The sequence below is a fragment of the Tardiphaga robiniae genome, assembly GCF_001618955.1.
GTDB classification, from domain to species: domain Bacteria; phylum Pseudomonadota; class Alphaproteobacteria; order Rhizobiales; family Xanthobacteraceae; genus Tardiphaga; species Tardiphaga robiniae_A.
Genome location: NZ_LVYV01000006.1, coordinates 75,614 through 90,911, shown reverse-complemented (window position 1 = coordinate 90,911; position 15,298 = coordinate 75,614). Strand labels below are relative to the sequence as shown.

Annotated in this window: 14 protein-coding genes and 1 tRNA gene; 12 read left to right on the top strand and 3 right to left on the bottom strand. The window is 62.1% G+C overall.

Features of this window, described 5'->3' with window-relative positions:
• Nucleotides 1-6 precede the first annotated feature (6 nt).
• From A4A58_RS10250 to A4A58_RS10235, 4 genes are all read left to right on the top strand, one after another.
• Nucleotides 7-1,068: a phosphotransferase family protein gene (locus A4A58_RS10250; RefSeq protein ID WP_068731551.1), complete on the top strand. Its 1,062-nt coding sequence runs from the start codon at nucleotides 7-9 to the stop codon at nucleotides 1,066-1,068.
• Between the two features lie 119 nt (nucleotides 1,069-1,187).
• Nucleotides 1,188-2,099, top strand: coding sequence for a DMT family transporter (locus A4A58_RS10245; RefSeq protein ID WP_068731549.1), 912 nt, complete (start codon nucleotides 1,188-1,190; stop codon nucleotides 2,097-2,099).
• A 111-nt stretch (nucleotides 2,100-2,210) separates the two neighbouring features.
• Nucleotides 2,211-3,173 (top strand): DMT family transporter, encoded by a 963-nt coding sequence (locus A4A58_RS10240; protein WP_349509573.1) that lies wholly within the window; start codon nucleotides 2,211-2,213, stop codon nucleotides 3,171-3,173.
• A gap of 119 nt (nucleotides 3,174-3,292) precedes the next feature.
• The gene (locus A4A58_RS10235) at nucleotides 3,293-4,534 is read left to right on the top strand and encodes an MFS transporter (protein ID WP_158005668.1); all 1,242 of its coding nucleotides are present in this window, start codon (nucleotides 3,293-3,295) and stop codon (nucleotides 4,532-4,534) included.
• 29 nt (nucleotides 4,535-4,563) lie between these two features.
• Here the strand turns inward: A4A58_RS10235 and A4A58_RS10230 are convergent, their stop codons facing one another.
• Nucleotides 4,564-5,349, bottom strand: a complete 786-nt coding sequence (locus A4A58_RS10230; protein ID WP_068731542.1) for an SDR family NAD(P)-dependent oxidoreductase — start codon at nucleotides 5,347-5,349, stop codon at nucleotides 4,564-4,566.
• Between the two features lie 135 nt (nucleotides 5,350-5,484).
• Between A4A58_RS10230 and A4A58_RS10225 the strand changes: the two genes are divergently transcribed.
• A complete protein-coding gene (locus A4A58_RS10225) occupies nucleotides 5,485-6,222 on the top strand; it encodes a histidine phosphatase family protein (protein WP_068731540.1) in 738 nt (245 codons plus the stop codon).
• A 41-nt stretch (nucleotides 6,223-6,263) separates the two neighbouring features.
• A complete protein-coding gene (locus A4A58_RS10220; RefSeq protein WP_068731538.1) occupies nucleotides 6,264-7,031 on the top strand; it encodes an SDR family NAD(P)-dependent oxidoreductase in 768 nt (255 codons plus the stop codon).
• A 212-nt stretch (nucleotides 7,032-7,243) separates the two neighbouring features.
• Here the strand turns inward: A4A58_RS10220 and A4A58_RS10215 are convergent, their stop codons facing one another.
• Entirely contained in the window at nucleotides 7,244-8,467 is a 1,224-nt protein-coding gene (locus A4A58_RS10215; protein WP_068731536.1) for a serine hydrolase domain-containing protein, read from the bottom strand.
• Between the two features lie 175 nt (nucleotides 8,468-8,642).
• Between A4A58_RS10215 and tuf the strand changes: the two genes are divergently transcribed.
• The gene (tuf, locus tag A4A58_RS10210; protein WP_068731498.1) at nucleotides 8,643-9,833 is read left to right on the top strand and encodes an elongation factor Tu; all 1,191 of its coding nucleotides are present in this window, start codon (nucleotides 8,643-8,645) and stop codon (nucleotides 9,831-9,833) included.
• A 150-nt stretch (nucleotides 9,834-9,983) separates the two neighbouring features.
• Nucleotides 9,984-10,059: transfer RNA gene (locus A4A58_RS10205), tRNA-Trp, on the top strand.
• Nucleotides 10,060-10,128: 69 nt separating this feature from the next.
• On the opposite strand, the gene A4A58_RS10200 is transcribed toward A4A58_RS10205, so the two are convergent.
• Nucleotides 10,129-11,280, bottom strand: coding sequence for a GGDEF domain-containing protein (locus A4A58_RS10200; RefSeq protein WP_081421805.1), 1,152 nt, complete (start codon nucleotides 11,278-11,280; stop codon nucleotides 10,129-10,131).
• A 322-nt stretch (nucleotides 11,281-11,602) separates the two neighbouring features.
• Between A4A58_RS10200 and A4A58_RS10195 the strand changes: the two genes are divergently transcribed.
• The 4 genes from A4A58_RS10195 to rplK all read left to right on the top strand — a co-directional run bounded on the left by A4A58_RS10195 (nucleotide 11,603) and on the right by rplK (nucleotide 15,298).
• On the top strand, nucleotides 11,603-13,759 hold the full coding sequence (locus tag A4A58_RS10195; RefSeq protein ID WP_068731534.1) for a hypothetical protein: 2,157 nt from the start codon (nucleotides 11,603-11,605) through the stop codon (nucleotides 13,757-13,759).
• 246 nt (nucleotides 13,760-14,005) lie between these two features.
• Nucleotides 14,006-14,197 carry a preprotein translocase subunit SecE gene (secE, locus tag A4A58_RS10190; protein ID WP_068731532.1) on the top strand — a complete coding sequence of 64 codons (192 nt, stop codon included), beginning with the start codon at nucleotides 14,006-14,008 and terminating at the stop codon, nucleotides 14,195-14,197.
• A gap of 12 nt (nucleotides 14,198-14,209) precedes the next feature.
• On the top strand, nucleotides 14,210-14,740 hold the full coding sequence (gene nusG / locus A4A58_RS10185; protein WP_068731530.1) for a transcription termination/antitermination protein NusG: 531 nt from the start codon (nucleotides 14,210-14,212) through the stop codon (nucleotides 14,738-14,740).
• Between the two features lie 129 nt (nucleotides 14,741-14,869).
• A complete protein-coding gene (rplK, locus tag A4A58_RS10180; RefSeq protein WP_068731528.1) occupies nucleotides 14,870-15,298 on the top strand; it encodes a 50S ribosomal protein L11 in 429 nt (142 codons plus the stop codon).

Sequence of the window (15,298 nt, the reverse complement as noted above, 5' to 3'; positions counted from 1 at the left end):
ACTGACGTGACCGATGGTGTGAAGCGCGACGACGAGTATAACGGCACGAGGCCTGTGGAGGAGCGGCATCGCTTCGACGAGATGAGCCTCGAAGCCTGGATGCGCGAGCATGTGGAAGGCTATGAGGGACCGCTGACCGTCCTGCAGTTCAAGGGCGGACAAAGCAACCCGACCTATCGGCTGAATACGCCGAAGCAATCCTACGTGATGCGGCGCAAGCCGTTCGGCAAGCTTCTGCCATCGGCGCACGCCGTCGATCGCGAATACAAGGTGATCGCGGCATTGGGCAAGCAGGGCTTCCCGGTCGCCAAGGCCTACGCACTCTGCACCGATGACAATGTCATCGGTTCGGCGTTCTACATCATGTCGATGGAAGACGGCCGGATCTTCTGGGATCCGGCGCTGCCAACGGTGCCGAAGGAAGATCGCCGCGCGATCTTCACGGCGAAGATCGAGACGCTGGCGCAGCTGCACAGCTACGATCCCGAGAAAATCGGGCTCGGCGATTTCGGCCGTCCCGGCAATTACTTTTCCCGTCAGGTCGATCGCTGGACCAAGCAGTACCGCGCCTCCGAGACGCAGCTCATTCCGGAAATGGAGCGGCTGATCGAATGGTTGCCGACCTCCGTGCCTGAACAGGAGCGGGTGTCGGTGGTGCATGGCGACTATCGCATCGACAACATGGTGTTCCATACGACGCAGCCGAAGGTGCAGGCGGTGCTCGACTGGGAGCTGTCGACATTGGGCGATCCGATGGCCGACTTCACTTATCTTTTGATGCAGTGGATCATGCCGGGCCTCGACGGGCTCGATTTCAAGGCGCTCAACATCCCGACCATGGACGAGGCCGCCAAGATCTATTGCGACAAGGCCGGCCGCAAGAGCGTGCCCGATCTGAACTGGTACTATTGCTACAACCTGTTCCGGCTCACCGGCATTCTGCAGGGTATTGCCGGCCGCGTGCGCGACGGCACCGCGTCATCAGCCAAGGCGATGGAATCCGCCAAGCGCACCGTTCCGCTGGCGCAGGCCTCGTGGAAATACGCACAGCTCGCGGGCGCGAAATAAACGATTGAAGAGGCGCGACCGACTGGGGATCGCGCCTCTTTCATGATCGCTTCAGAGATGCCCCGCCAAGAGGGCCGGCCGCAGCAAGTGCTGCTGCGTCGATCGACCTGGAAACGCACTTGTCTCTCTCTCCCAGTCTTCGCGGCAGCGTGCTGATGGCCATAGCGATGGCCGGCTTCAGCCTCAACGACGCGCTCACGAAATTCCTGACGCTGCACATGAACTTCGGCCAGGTGATGCTGGTGCGCGGTCTGTTCGCCGTCGTGCTGATCGGCGCGCTCGCCACCCAGCGGAAGGCGCTGCGTCCGCTGCGCATCCTGTTCGTGCCGTCTGTGGCGCTGCGCGTATTCGGCGAGATCGGCGGCACCGTGACTTTTCTGGCGTCGCTCGCACATCTGCCCCTTGCGAACGTATCGTCGATCTTTCAATCGTTGCCACTCGCGATCACGCTCGGAGCGGCGCTCATCTTCGGTGAGCAGGTGGGCTGGCGGCGCTGGCTGGCGATCGCTGCGGGCTTCGTCGGCGTTCTCATTGTGGTCCGGCCCGGCGTCGAGGGCTTCAACCAGTTTTCGCTGCTGGCGCTGTTGTCGGTCGCGTTCTGTACCGTGCGCGATCTCGCGACCAAACGCATTCCGACCGAAATCCCTTCACTGTTCGTCACGTTTTTGACGACGATCGTCGTGACGATCGTTGGCGCCATCCTGCTCGTTCCGCTGGGCGGCTGGACGCCGCCCTCGAACCGGTCGCTCGGCCTGCTGGCGCTCGCCGCTGTGCTGGTGCTGATTGGATATCAGTGCGTGATCCTGGCGCTGCGCGCCGGCGATATCTCCGCTGTTGCGCCGTTCCGGTACTCGCAACTGTTGTGGGCCATGTTGCTTGGTTACCTGGTGTTCGGCGATGTGCCCGACGGCCCGATGGTTCTCGGCGCGTCGGTGATCGTGCTGTCCGGTCTTTATGCGTTCCATCGCGAGCGCGTTCGCAACCGGTTGCCGGCGGCCAGTGCGCCAAGCATGCCGCCGGATGGGTTGTAGGCTCGGCGCCGGGCCATCAGTCCGGCGCGCAGTGAATGGCAGGGACGCGCGGGTCGTCTGGCTCGCGTTTCTGTTTTGGTGCACATGAGGCGCAATCATTTGGCCTGAGTCTTGCTCTGTTCGGAGCCTGTCCGCTCTGACCGTAACTCATCCAGGATTGTCTTGCCTCTCTCTCCCAATCTGCGCGGCAGCCTGCTGATGGCTGTCTCCATGGCAACCTTTAGCGTCAACGACGCCATTGCCAAATTCCTCACCGTGCAGATGCATTTCAGCGAGGTAATGATGCTGCGCGGGCTGTTCGCCAGCGTCATGATCGGTGCGCTGGCGGTGCATCAGGGCGCGCTACGGCCGCTGCGGCTGCTATTCGTGCCGTCGGTGGCGCTGCGCATCTCTGGCGAGATCGGCGGCTCGGCGCTGTTCCTGGTCGCGGTCAGCGCGCTGCCGCTCGCCAATGTGACCGCCATCGTTCAATCGCTGCCGCTGGTGATGACCTGCGGCGCCGTGCTGATCCTGGGCGAGCCGGTGGGGTGGCGCCGATGGTTGGCGATTGCCGCGGGCTTCGCCGGCGTGCTGATCATCGTGCGGCCGGGCGCCGAGGGGTTCAGTCAGTTCACTTTGGTGGCGCTGCTGTCGGTGTTGTTCTACGCCACGCGCGATCTCGTCACCAAACGCATCCCGGCCGAAATTCCCACGCTGTTCGTGACCTTTCTCACCGCCGTTGCGGTGACGCTGGCAGGGGCAGTGTTCACCCTGCTGCACGGGGATTGGACCGCGCTATCGTTTCATTCGCTCGCTTTGCTGGCGCTGGCGGCAGTGATGACGCTGATCGGATTCCAGTGCGTCATCCTCGCGCTACGCGTCGGCGACGTCTCGTCGGTCGCGCCGATGCGCTATTCGCAGATGCTCTACGCGATGCTGCTGGGCTATCTGGTCTTCGGTGATGTGCCCGACGCCATGATGGTGCTCGGCGCGAGCGTGATCGTGCTGTCCGGCATCTATACCTTCCACCGCGAGCGCGTGCGCGACCGTTTGCTGGCGACGAATTCATCGAACGCTCCGCCTGACGGATTGTAACTGTCTGCGTTATTTCTTGACCGCCATCCGATACGCAGCGATGGCATGGCGCCGCAATCATAGGTAGCGTTCTATGAGGACGCATTGAGCGCGGCGGTGGGGAAATGCAAACGCATGCGATGGCCGAGACCGATCCGGCCGACGAGACGTCGTTGCGCTATATGGGCTGGCGGATTGTTGCCGCCCTGTTTCTGGTCCAGATTTCGATCTTCGGTTTCGGCCTATACGGGCAGGGCGTCTATGTCGCCGAACTCCGCCGCCTCAACGATTGGCCGACCGGGCTAATCGCAACGGGAAGTACGCTCTGTCTCGTACTGGGCTCCCTGCTATCGATGTTCGTCAGCGATCTGTTGCGCTGGATCGGGCCGCGCAGCCTGGTCCTTGCGGGCGTCGCCGCGCTTGCGACAGGTCTTGTATTGCTGGCATCGGCGGACTCCCTGCTGCATCTCTATGCGGGCTTTGTCGTGCTCGCGCTGGCCTGGGTCGGCCTCGGGACGATCACCGCTGCGGCGATCGTCGGTGCGTGGTTCGACCGCAAGCGCGGCCTGGCGATCAGTCTCACCTTCACCGGGGCGACGTTCAGTGGCATCTTGCTGATGCCCGGCCTGGTCCTGCTAGTCGAAGCCACCGGATTTCGTCACGCGCTGGATATCGCCGCCGCCGTGTTGGCCATCGTGCTCGTGCCGGTCGTGGCAATCATGGTTCGATTCCCGCGCGCAGGGGAACGGCGGATTGCCGAAGCTGTACATGCGGCTCCGCCATTGTCACGTGCAGACCTCCTGCGCGATCCCGGCTTCTGGAGCTTGACCGCACCATTCGCGTTCGCGATCCTGGTGCAGGTTGCGTTCATCGTGCATCAGATATCGATCCTGACGCCGGTAATCGGATTTCAGTCGGCGGGCGGCGCGGTCTCGCTTACAACGGCCATGTCGCTGGTCGGGCGCATTACGCTTGGTCTCGTTGCCGACCGCGTCGCCCCACGCCGCGCTGCCGCGGTATCGATCCTCAGCCAGGCTGCGGCACTGAGCGTATTGGGATTATCGACCAGCACGACCGGGCTATTCCTTGCCTGCGCGGTGTTCGGCTTTTCGATGGGCAATCTGATCACGCTGCCGGCGCTAATCGTTCAGCGCGAATTCCCGTCGAACGCGTTCAGCGTGGTGCTCGGGCTGTCCATCGGGATTGCCGGCGTGATCAACGCCTGTGGGCCGGCAACCATGGGGCTTCTGCGAGACATTACGGGCGGCTACGCGACACCGATTTTCATCGGCGTCGCCATTCAGGTGGCCTCGGCGCTTGCCGTATTGGCCGCACCGCGAGGGACGCATGCAGCAGTTGTTCTGGATCGCAGGATGAGTTGAGCGAAGCCAAACCCATCCCGCGTTCCGTCTTAGATCGGCTTGCCCGCGTAAGGCATCGAGGCCGTGAGGCCGCCATCGACCGGGATCGCCTGGCCATTCACATAGGACGCGTCGTCGCTCGCCAGAAACAGCCCCATCGCCGCGAGTTCATGCGGCTGGCCGGCGCGCTTCAGCGGATTGAGCTGGCCGATCTTGCCCTGCGTGCCGCGCTCCTTGGCATTGTCGAAGATCGGTTTGGTCATGCCGGTCTCGATCAGGCCGGGGCATACGGCATTGATGCGGACGCCGGTGCCGGAGAGCGAATAGGCTGTCGTCTGCACCAGGCTGATGACGCCGGCCTTGCTGGACGCATAGGGATGGCCGGAGGCGCCGGACTTCAGGCCTGCGACAGAGGCGGTGAGAACGATGGAGCCATGGCCCTGTTTCACCATATGCGGCATGGAATGTTTGATCGCGAGGAACGGCCCGATCAGATTGATGCGCAGGATTTCCTGCCATTGCTCGACGGTCTGTTCCAGCAGTGGCACGAGGCCGCCCGACACGCCGGCATTGGCCCAGATGGCGTCGAGCTTGCCGTATTTGGACAGTGCCTTCTCGACATAGGCTTTCACATCGCTCTCGGAACCGGCATCGGCGGTGACGGCCTCGATGGTACCGCCGGCGTCGCTCACGAGTTTCGCGGTTTCATGCACGCTCTCGCTGCGATCGACGATGATGAGCTTCGCGCCTTCCTTCGAGAACAGCTGCGCTGCGGCGCGGCCGATGCCGCTGCCCGCGCCGGTGATGATGACGGATTTGCCTGCGAGGCGGCCCATAACTCTCTCCCTGTATGTTTTTTGTGCGGCGTGCCGCCATATGGAATTCAATGATGCGTGCCAAGCTGCGAAGATGCTTGAGGCGCTTCGCGCTCTGACGTAGGACGGATGAAACAGTATTGAAGGGTGGTCACGATGTCCAACGCCGAGAAACCGTTCGTGGCGCAGCATACAGTCCCTCAAGGTGTGACGGCGACGCGGTGGTGGTGGGTGCGACACGCCCCGGTGCGGAGTGACGGCGGCAACATCTATGGCCAGAAGGACATGGACTGCGACTGCAGCGACCGTGTGGTGTTCGATGCGGTCGGCAAGATCCTGCCGCGCAATGCCGTCTGGGTCGCCAGCAATCTCAAGCGCACGCATCAGACGGCGAGTGCGATCTGGGCCGCGGGATTTCCGAAGCCCGACGCGATGCCGCATGAAGTGGATTTCGCCGAACAGCATCTCGGTGACTGGCAGGGCATGAACCGCGCCGCGTTCTTCGCCAGCCGTCCGATCAATGTCGGCAGCTATTGGTTCGCGCCGATCGATGAGCCATCGCCGAATGGCGAAAGTTTCATGGATCTCTACAACCGCGTTCGCCGCGGCATCGAACGCATCAATGCCGAGCACGCCGGCAAGGATATCATTGCGGTTGCCCATGGCGGCACCATCAAGGCGGCTATCGGTCTTGCGCTCAACGATCAGCCGGATCGCGGCCTCGCTTTCACCATCGACAATTGTTCGGTGACGCGGCTCGATCATCTCGCCAGCGACGGCCACAGTGGCTGGCGCATTCCGATGGTCAACCAGCAGCCATGGATCGCCGATCCCTCGCATGCAGCGATGCATCAGCCGGCGGGGCCGGAAGTGACGCCGACGAAACTCGCATAATCAAAAACAACCGGCTCATGCCGGATCAAGGGGAGAGAGACATGAACCTGTTCGACATGACCGGAAAAGTCGCGGTTATCACCGGCTCGACGCGTGGCATCGGCCGCGCCATTGCCGAGCGCATGGCCGAGCATGGCGCCAAGGTGGTGATTTCCTCGCGCAAACAGGATGTCTGCGACGAGGTGGCGAAGGAGATCAACGCGCAGTTCGGCGACGGGACTGCGGTGGCGATCGCTGCGAACATCTCCAGCAAGGAAAACCTGCAGAACCTTGTCGACGAGAGCAAGAAGGCGTTCGGCAAGATCGACGTGCTCGTGTGTAACGCCGCATCGAATCCGTATTACGGGCCGCTGGCCGGCATTTCCGACGATCAGTTCCGCAAGATTCTCGACAACAACATCGTCGCCAACAACTGGCTGACCAGCATGGTCGTGCCCGACATGATCGAACGCAAGGACGGCTCGGTGATCATCGTGTCGTCGATCGGTGGGTTGAAGGGCTCGACGATCCTGGGCGCCTATGCGATCTCGAAAGCCGCTGACATGCAGCTCGCGCGCAATCTCGCTTGCGAATACGGCAAGTTCAATGTGCGTGTGAACTGCATTGCGCCGGGTCTGATCAAGACCGACTTTGCCAAAGCGCTGTGGGACAATCCGGAGAACCTCAAGGCCTCCACCGCACGCTCGCCGCTGCTGCGCATCGGCATCCCCGATGAGATCGCGGGCGCCGCGGTGTTCCTCGGATCAGCAGCCGGGAATTTCATGACCGGCCAGACCATGGTGATCGACGGCGGGGCTACGATTAGTTGAGGGGATAGCACCTACACTGTCATTCCGGGGCGCGGGCGCATCTTTGCGCACGCGAACCCGGAATCTCGACGTGGGAGTCTCCGACAGCGCCAGGCCATGTCGAGATTCCGGGTCTGAGCTTCAGTCGGCTTCGCCGACTTACGCTCATCCCCAGCCACTCCAATTGGAGTGGCGGGGAATGACGAGTTTTGCGTTGGCTGAGTGCGGAGTCCTTACTCCACCGCGGCGTAGACCAAACTCCGGATCAGCGTCCGGAAATATTCCCGCTGTCCCGGCCCCTGCGACATGAACACCGCGAACAGTTCTTCCTGCGGATCGATCCAGAAGAACGTGCCGGCGACGCCGCTCCAGAAGAATTGCCCTTTCGATCCCGCGTAAGGTGCCAGCCCATCGTCCGTGCGCACGGCAAAGCCGAGGCCGAAGCTGTGGCCGGGCGGCACGAGATGTGTCTCCAGCTTCACGTTGGGGTTGAGGTGATTGGACGCCATCAGGTGCAGTGTGCGGCTGCCGATCACGCGGTTGCCGTCCAGCGTGCCGCCGTTCAACAGCATCTGGCAGAAACGCGCATAGTCCATCGTCTTTGACACGAGGCCGCCGCCGCCGGATTCCATCTTGGGAATCTCCAGCGGATCGAACAGTGCGACTTTCTCGCCGGTCCAGGGATCGGTGGGGAAGGGCTGGGCGATACGGTCCTTGTTCGCGCTTGCTGTGTGGAAGCCGGTCTCGGCCATCTGCAGCGGCGCCAGAATGTTGTCGGTGAGATAGTTGCCCAGCGACTTCCCGGACACGACTTCGATGACGCGGCCGAGAATGTCCGTGGAGCGGCTGTAATTCCATTCGCTGCCGGGCTGGCAGATCAGCGGCAGGCTGGCGACGATCTTCGCGTGCTCTTCATTGGTGATGTCGCGATTGCGCAGGTTCGACTTCTGGTACATCCGCTGCACCATGCCGTTGCCGGTGATCTCATAGGAGATGCCCGACGTATGCCGCAGCAGGTCCTGGATCGTGATCGGCCGCAGCGGCAGCGCCAGTTCGAGCGCGCCGTTGCGCTCGACGCCGACCTTGGTGTCGGCGAATTCGGGGATGTATTTGGCGAGCGGGTCGTTGAGCAGGATGTGGCCGTTCTCGACCAGCTGCATGATGCCCAGCGAGACGATCGGCTTGGTCATGGAGAAGATGCGGAACAGGCTGTCCTTCGACATCGCAGCGGCGCCGTCCGGAGTCTGCTTGCCGAAGGCCTCGAAATAGCCGATCTGGCCGCGGCGGGAGACCAGCATGGTGACGCCCGGCGTGGTGCCCTTGTCGATCTCGCGCTTGAACGCGTCCGACATGATTTGAAGACGGTTTGATGACAATCCCAGCGTTTCCGGCCGGGCCTGCGGCAGCTCGGGGGTCTCGAGGGAAATGGCGTGTTTTGCGGCAGTTTGGGCGTTCATGGGGGCTCCCGATAGTGCTTTGATTGATCTTGTCATTTGCCGGCTTACATACGGGGGCTCGCCGGCATGGTTGGACGAGCTTGGCCTAGAAGTTCGGGCTTGAACAGGGCCGTTTTCCCTTGTAACCAGCCGCCGGTTTGGTGCTGCGCACGGGCGTGGCTTAACAGGTGGATCTATGGCCAAAGCAAAATTTGAACGTAACAAGCCGCACTGCAATATTGGTACGATCGGTCACGTTGACCACGGCAAGACGTCGCTGACTGCGGCGATCACGAAGGTGCTGGCGGAGTCGGGTGGTGCCACGTTCACCGCTTACGACCAGATCGACAAGGCGCCCGAGGAAAAGGCCCGCGGCATCACCATTTCGACGGCACATGTCGAATACGAGACCGCCAACCGCCACTACGCCCACGTCGACTGCCCCGGCCACGCCGACTATGTGAAGAACATGATCACCGGCGCCGCGCAGATGGACGGTGGCATTCTGGTCGTGTCGGCTGCCGACGGCCCGATGCCGCAGACCCGCGAGCACATCCTGCTCGCCCGCCAGGTCGGCGTTCCGGCGCTGGTCGTGTTCCTGAACAAGTGCGACATGGTCGACGATCCGGAGCTGCTCGAACTGGTCGAGATGGAAGTGCGCGAACTTCTCTCGAAGTACGACTTCCCGGGCGACGACATTCCGATCATCAAGGGTTCGGCGCTGGCCGCTCTCGAAAACTCGGACGTGAAGCTCGGTCATGACGCCATTCTCGAACTGATGAAGGCGGTCGACAGCTACATCCCGCAGCCGGAGCGTCCGGTTGACCAGCCGTTCCTGATGCCGGTGGAAGACGTGTTCTCGATCTCGGGTCGTGGCACCGTCGTGACCGGCCGCGTCGAGCGCGGCATCGTCAAGGTCGGCGAGGAAATCGAAATCGTCGGTATCCGCGCCACGCAGAAGACGATCTGCACCGGCGTTGAAATGTTCCGCAAGCTCTTGGATCAGGGCCAGGCCGGCGACAACATCGGCGCACTGCTGCGCGGCACCAAGCGTGAAGACGTCGAGCGTGGCCAGGTGCTGTGCAAGCCGGGTTCGGTGAAGCCGCACACCAAGTTCAAGGCCGAGGCCTACATCCTGACCAAGGAAGAGGGTGGCCGTCACACGCCGTTCTTCACCAACTACCGTCCGCAGTTCTACTTCCGCACCACCGACGTGACCGGTGTGGTGCATCTGCCGGAAGGCACCGAAATGGTGATGCCGGGCGACAACATCGCGATGGAAGTGCACCTGATCGTGCCGATCGCGATGGAAGAGAAGCTGCGCTTCGCCATCCGTGAAGGCGGCCGCACCGTCGGTGCAGGCGTCGTCGCTAGCATCATCGAATAATCGATACAGACGGCGGGCAGGGGCTTGTTCCCTTGCCCGCCGTTTTGATTCCTGGCGGGATTTGATTTCGGAGGGGTGCTTCGCCTCTTGCAAATCAGGCGTCGCCTATGCTTCAAACAGCGCGGAAATGACGGTGCGCCGTCTTCCTGTAGGGGTGTAGCTCAGTTGGTAGAGTACCGGTCTCCAAAACCGGTTGTCGTAGGTTCGAGCCCTACCGCCCCTGCCATTTTAAGCCTTTGAAATATCGATATATTTTAGTTTGAGCGCGCTTTTCAAGCGGGTTTCCTGCTGCCGCTCAGCTGAACTGCCGCTTTTGCGGGGCTGCCACCACGCGGTCGCGGCCGGTATCCTTGGCGCTGTAGAGCGCAAGGTCGGCGCGCGCCAAAATGTCTTCCGGCGTATCGTTGTGCCTGATGGCGCTGATCCCGGCGGATATCGTCAGAGTCAGATCCTGCGCAATCGCCGACCAGTTCAGTTCCGTGATCAGGCTGCGCAATCGATCCAGCGTCTGGATCGCAAGATCAATGTCGGTGTCCGGCAGGATCAGCAGAAACTCCTCGCCGCCCTGACGGCCGAACCTGTCGATGGTGCGGATATTGGCGAAGACCGAGATGGCGAAGGCGCGCAGCACTTCATCGCCCACCGGATGTCCGAAGTGATCATTGATCTTCTTGAAGTGATCGAGGTCGATGATCGCGATGCAGCAGGTTGTGGCGTTGCGCTGGGCCTTCGCGATCTCGTCGTTCAGGCACTTCATGATGTAGCGCCGGTTCAACGCGCCGGTGAGTTCGTCGAGTTGTGCCAGTTCCTCGATCCGCGCATTGGCGGCCGCGAGGTCGTTACTGCGACGATACAGCAGTTCGCGCATCGAGCTGCCGTAGAGGCCGGCGCTGGCGCAGCGGCCGAGCGCGCTGACGAAACAGGCCAGCGCCAGAGCGCGCTCGGTCGCGGTGGCCATGGGAATGCCGATCGGCTTGTCGGTCATCAGGAAAAGTAGTGCGAGGCCCAGCGTTGCAGCGGACCAGACGATGCCGGTCTGGCGCGCACTCATGCGCAGTGCGGCGAAGCCGAGCACGACGAAGATGATGGAGATGAAGTAGAAGCCGATCTGCGGCACGAGATAGATCGCACCGATCTGGACGATGATGCTGACGATGGAGAGGGGGACCGTGAGGTACGGGTCCTTGAAACGGTCGTTGACCTGGATCTCCGAGAAATAGGCAGCAATGCCGACGACAGCGAGCCTGATGGCCAGATACACGACCCCCGTCGCCACGGTGGTCACGCCGATCATGGCGTAAAGCAGCAGGATCGCGGCATCGATCAGATAGCTCGACGCCTGCGCGATATAGGCGGTTCGCCGCCGCGCGATCCGCAATGCCGAATCCTTGCGAAGGTCCCTCGTGGAGGCGTCGGTTCCCTCGGACAGGGTGGTGATGCTGGTCATTCGCTGATGCCCGTCGCATTGCCGATCAAACTAGCAATCTGCCGATCAAAACATTTAGGTCTGCTAATACATCCACTTACTGGAGTATCCGGGTAGCTTCTCGCGTTTTAGTCTGGCCGCGGGGTTAATGGAATCTGACGATCCGCGGGGCAATTTGCTTAATGGGCTGGTGGCCATGTCCGACATCGGCTTTGCCAATCATGCGCGATCGTGCTGATCCCCGTTTGCGTTGCGTTGCGTCCCTGCGGCGTGCGGTCGCGGCGATGAACCTGGCTTGCCGCGCGCGCGACACACCCGTTGGGAATTCAGTCGGAAGTCGAGAATGAAATTACTTGTGACGTTCGTCGTGGGGGCCACGACGTTGCTGGTGTCGTCCTTTGGACATTTGTCATTGAGTCATGGCGCTCATGCCGCCGATCTGCTCTGGCAGGTGGAAAGTCCATTTCGCTTCTTCAAGAATGCCGCGTCCTTCGCGATGTATGAGCGCGGCTATCCCGCTGCGCGCAACGAGATGGTGCTGCCGCCCGCCGATGTGGTGTGGCGCACCGAGCGGCGGCTGAACGATCCCGATTGCCGCGACATGACCAGCCCGACCAGTTGCGCCGACACCGCGCGGGCGCGCTACGATCGCTCGCGTCTCGGCTGGGCGTCGCAGACCGTCGACGCCGTCTGCTACGACAGCCGGCAGGGCCGCTATCTCGCGAGTTGCGACCGGCGTTATTCGTGGGGCACGGCCAAGGAAGATTACGTACTGCCGGATGCGCATACTGTGCTGATCCGGCTGTCGCCCGAGCGCATTGCCGAAGCTGGCGCGTATGATTGCGTCTGGAGCTGGACGCCGCGGCGGCCGGGCAGCAGGACCGAGACCACAACGCAATCCTGCGCGACGCCGCTCAAGATCACGCGCCTGCCTTATGCCGTCGATCGTAGCCTGTCCGGTGCATCGGTCCAGGTCAGATTGCCCGATGGTCGTACGTTGAACGACCCGCAGGTCGTCGTCGAGGATCTGTTCATCGTGGCGCTCGGCGATTCCTTTGCCTCGGGCGAGAGCAATCCGGACGTTCCGGTGACATTCAGCGCCGTCCGCGAGATGGTCTACGATCCAACCCTGATGCGTGAGGAGATGGCGACACGCAGCACCGCCAAGTCGCTGCAGAAATTGACCCCCGCTGCACCGGTGGGAAGTTTCGACTATAAAAACCTGCCGCGGCGCAAGCTTGCCGACGAGGAGCAGGAGCTTTATTTCCCGCTCGCATCGGCGCAGTTCGACAAGGCGTTCAACGCCGCCAATCCGCGCTGGCTCAGCCCCGATTGCCACCGCTCGCAATACGGCTATCCGTTTCGCGTCGGGCTGCAACTCAGTTTGGAGAATCCGCACCGGTCGGTCACGCTGGTCAGTCTGGCCTGTACCGGTTCGGAGGTCACCGAAGGTCTGTTCCTCGAGAAGAAGGCGCGCGAGGGCGCCGGCAACGCGATGGTGCGTTCGCAGCTCGATCAACTCGCCGATCTGATCTGCAAAAGCCCCGCGGGTCGCACGCAGCGTGCAACCTACAATCTGCCGACCTATGCGAGCGGCAGCGTGCAGGTTGCCAATATGCCGGTGACAAAATCCTGGTGTGCGCCGAATGAGCGCAAGCGGCCAATCGACACGCTGCTGCTGTCGATTGGCGGCAACGATGTCGGCTTCTCGCCGTTGATGGTCTATGCGATGACCGAGTCCGCCGGCGATCTGGCGCCGATCGCGAACCTGCTCGGCAAGCAGATCCGGTTCTCGCCACAGGTGTCGCGCGCCTATATGGAGCAGCTCGACGAGCGCATGGTGGCGCTCCGCGATGCCTTGCGCGACGGCTTTGGCGTGGCGCCCGCGAAGGTGCTGCAGACGGCTTACGAGCCGATCCAGTTCGACGAGACGGGCGCCTTGTGCGGCGCGCAGCCGACGCTCGGTCTCGACGTCCACAAGAAGCTGTCGCTGTCGCGCGAACGGCTGGCCGAGACGGTGAGCTTTCTCAACGATTTCTTCACCCGGACCGCCTGCATCACCAACGGACGGGGCGGTGGCTGCCCGGCGCTGGCCACCGGCGCCGGAACCGGCTTCCAGCTCATCACCGATCACCAGAGCGAATTCGCCAAACGCGGGCTCTGTGCGCGCGATCCGAAGCGGCCGCAGGCGGACGGCGAGGCGATGGCGATGCCGCGGCGCTGGATCGGCAAGGAGGACTTCACGCCCTATTCGCCGGCGGCCTATCTGCCCTATGCGTCCCGCTGGCGCCTGTTCCGGACCCCGAATGACGCGTTTCTGACCGCAAATGTGCATGCAGTGGGCTTTACCCAGTTCGACATCCTGCAGCCGGTCTATGCAGCGATGTATAGCGGCGCGGTGCACCCGACCGCGGAGGGCCACGCCATCGTCGCCGATCACGTCGTCCGGCACGTCCGTGCGGCGGTCGGCAAACCGTCGCCGGGGGTGGGCGGGCGCTGATCCAGATGGTATCCGGTGGCGGGGAGGGTTCCCGCCGGTCCGGCCCGGATACCTTGACCTTTGGTCCGGTCCGAAGTAGGAAGCTGCACTCGCTGTCGGCCCGGTGACCGGATATCCGACGCGGCAAATCCCCGAACGAACGAGCCCGCTTGGCGGCTCATCCTTGATAAAGGGTTGGGCGCAAGAGGGCTGTTCGGATTCTGAAACCAATTCAATCGTCTCACGACGGATGCGGATCACATAACGATGGCGTTCAGCCCGTTCAAATTCCTGCAGGAAGTGCGCACCGAGACCAACAAGGTCACGTGGCCCTCGCGACGCGAGACGACCATCACGACCATCATGGTTTTCGTCATGGTGGCGCTGTCGTCGATCTTCTTTTTTGCGGCGGATCAGGTCATCCGCTACCTCGTCGCTTTTTTGCTCACGATGCACTGACGGAACTGAATTATGAGCATGCGCTGGTACATCGTTCACGCCTATTCGAATTTCGAAAAGAAGGTGATGGAGTCGATCAAGGAACAGGCCAAGCAGCGTGGCCTGGAAGACCTGTTCGAACAGATTCTGGTTCCGGTCGAGAAGGTCACCGAAATACGTCGCGGTCGCAAGATGGACGCCGAGCGCAAGTTCTTCCCGGGCTATGTGCTGGTGAAGATGCAGCTCACCGACGAAGCGTTTCATCTGATCAAGAACACGCCGAAGGTCACGGGCTTCCTCGGCGCCGAAAACAAGCCGATGCCGATTTCGGAAGCCGAAGCCATGCGCATTCTGCACCAGGTGCAGGAAGGCGTGGAGCGCCCGAAGGCGTCGGTGTCGTTCGAGATCGGCGAGAACGTGAAGGTGGCCGATGGTCCGTTCGCGTCGTTCTCCGGCGTCGTCGAGGAAATCGACGAGGCACGCTCGCGCGTGAAGGTCGCAGTGTCGATCTTCGGCCGCGCCACGCCGGTCGAACTGGAATTCGGTCAGGTCGAAAAGGTCTGATCGCAATAGCGTGAGGTTCGCCTCGCGTTTCTAAGGCCGTGGGAGGAAGAGGGCGGTTGCCAACCGCTTGTCGACCGAACCACGAAACCTGAAACAGCCGGTCGATGACCGGCACAACAGGAGTGACACATGGCAAAGAAAGTGACCGGATACCTGAAGCTTCAGGTGCCGGCCGGTGCGGCGAACCCTTCGCCCCCGATCGGTCCCGCGCTTGGTCAGCGCGGTTTGAACATCATGGAATTCTGCAAAGCGTTCAACGCGCAGACACAGAAGGAAGAAAAGAACACCCCAATCCCGGTGGTGATCACGATCTATGCCGATCGTTCGTTCACCTTCGCCCTCAAGACCCCCCCGATGTCCTTCTTCATCAAGAAGGCCGCCAAGCTCACCTCCGGCTCCAAGCTGCCGGGTCGTGACAAGGCCGGCGCGGTGACCAAAGCGCAGGTGCGCGAGATCGCCGAAGCGAAGATGAAGGATCTGAATTGCGACACCATTGAATCGGCCATGAAGATGGTTGAGGGCTCTGCCCGTTCGATGGGTGTCGAGGTCGCGGGGTAA

Bases quoted from the DNA above. Each gene is read 5' to 3' on its own strand.
- A4A58_RS10235 (WP_158005668.1), top strand. From the start codon at position 3,293: ATGGCCGAGACCGATCCGGCCGACGAGACGTCGTTGCGCTATATGGGC.
- A4A58_RS10230 (WP_068731542.1), bottom strand. From the start codon at position 5,349: ATGGGCCGCCTCGCAGGCAAATCCGTCATCATCACCGGCGCGGGCAGC.
- A4A58_RS10225 (WP_068731540.1), top strand. From the start codon at position 5,485: ATGTCCAACGCCGAGAAACCGTTCGTGGCGCAGCATACAGTCCCTCAA.
- A4A58_RS10220 (WP_068731538.1), top strand. From the start codon at position 6,264: ATGAACCTGTTCGACATGACCGGAAAAGTCGCGGTTATCACCGGCTCG.
- A4A58_RS10215 (WP_068731536.1), bottom strand. From the start codon at position 8,467: ATGAACGCCCAAACTGCCGCAAAACACGCCATTTCCCTCGAGACCCCC.
- tuf (WP_068731498.1), top strand. From the start codon at position 8,643: ATGGCCAAAGCAAAATTTGAACGTAACAAGCCGCACTGCAATATTGGT.
- A4A58_RS10200 (WP_081421805.1), bottom strand. From the start codon at position 11,280: ATGACCAGCATCACCACCCTGTCCGAGGGAACCGACGCCTCCACGAGG.
- A4A58_RS10195 (WP_068731534.1), top strand. From the start codon at position 11,603: ATGAAATTACTTGTGACGTTCGTCGTGGGGGCCACGACGTTGCTGGTG.
- secE (WP_068731532.1), top strand. From the start codon at position 14,006: ATGGCGTTCAGCCCGTTCAAATTCCTGCAGGAAGTGCGCACCGAGACC.
- nusG (WP_068731530.1), top strand. From the start codon at position 14,210: ATGAGCATGCGCTGGTACATCGTTCACGCCTATTCGAATTTCGAAAAG.
- rplK (WP_068731528.1), top strand. From the start codon at position 14,870: ATGGCAAAGAAAGTGACCGGATACCTGAAGCTTCAGGTGCCGGCCGGT.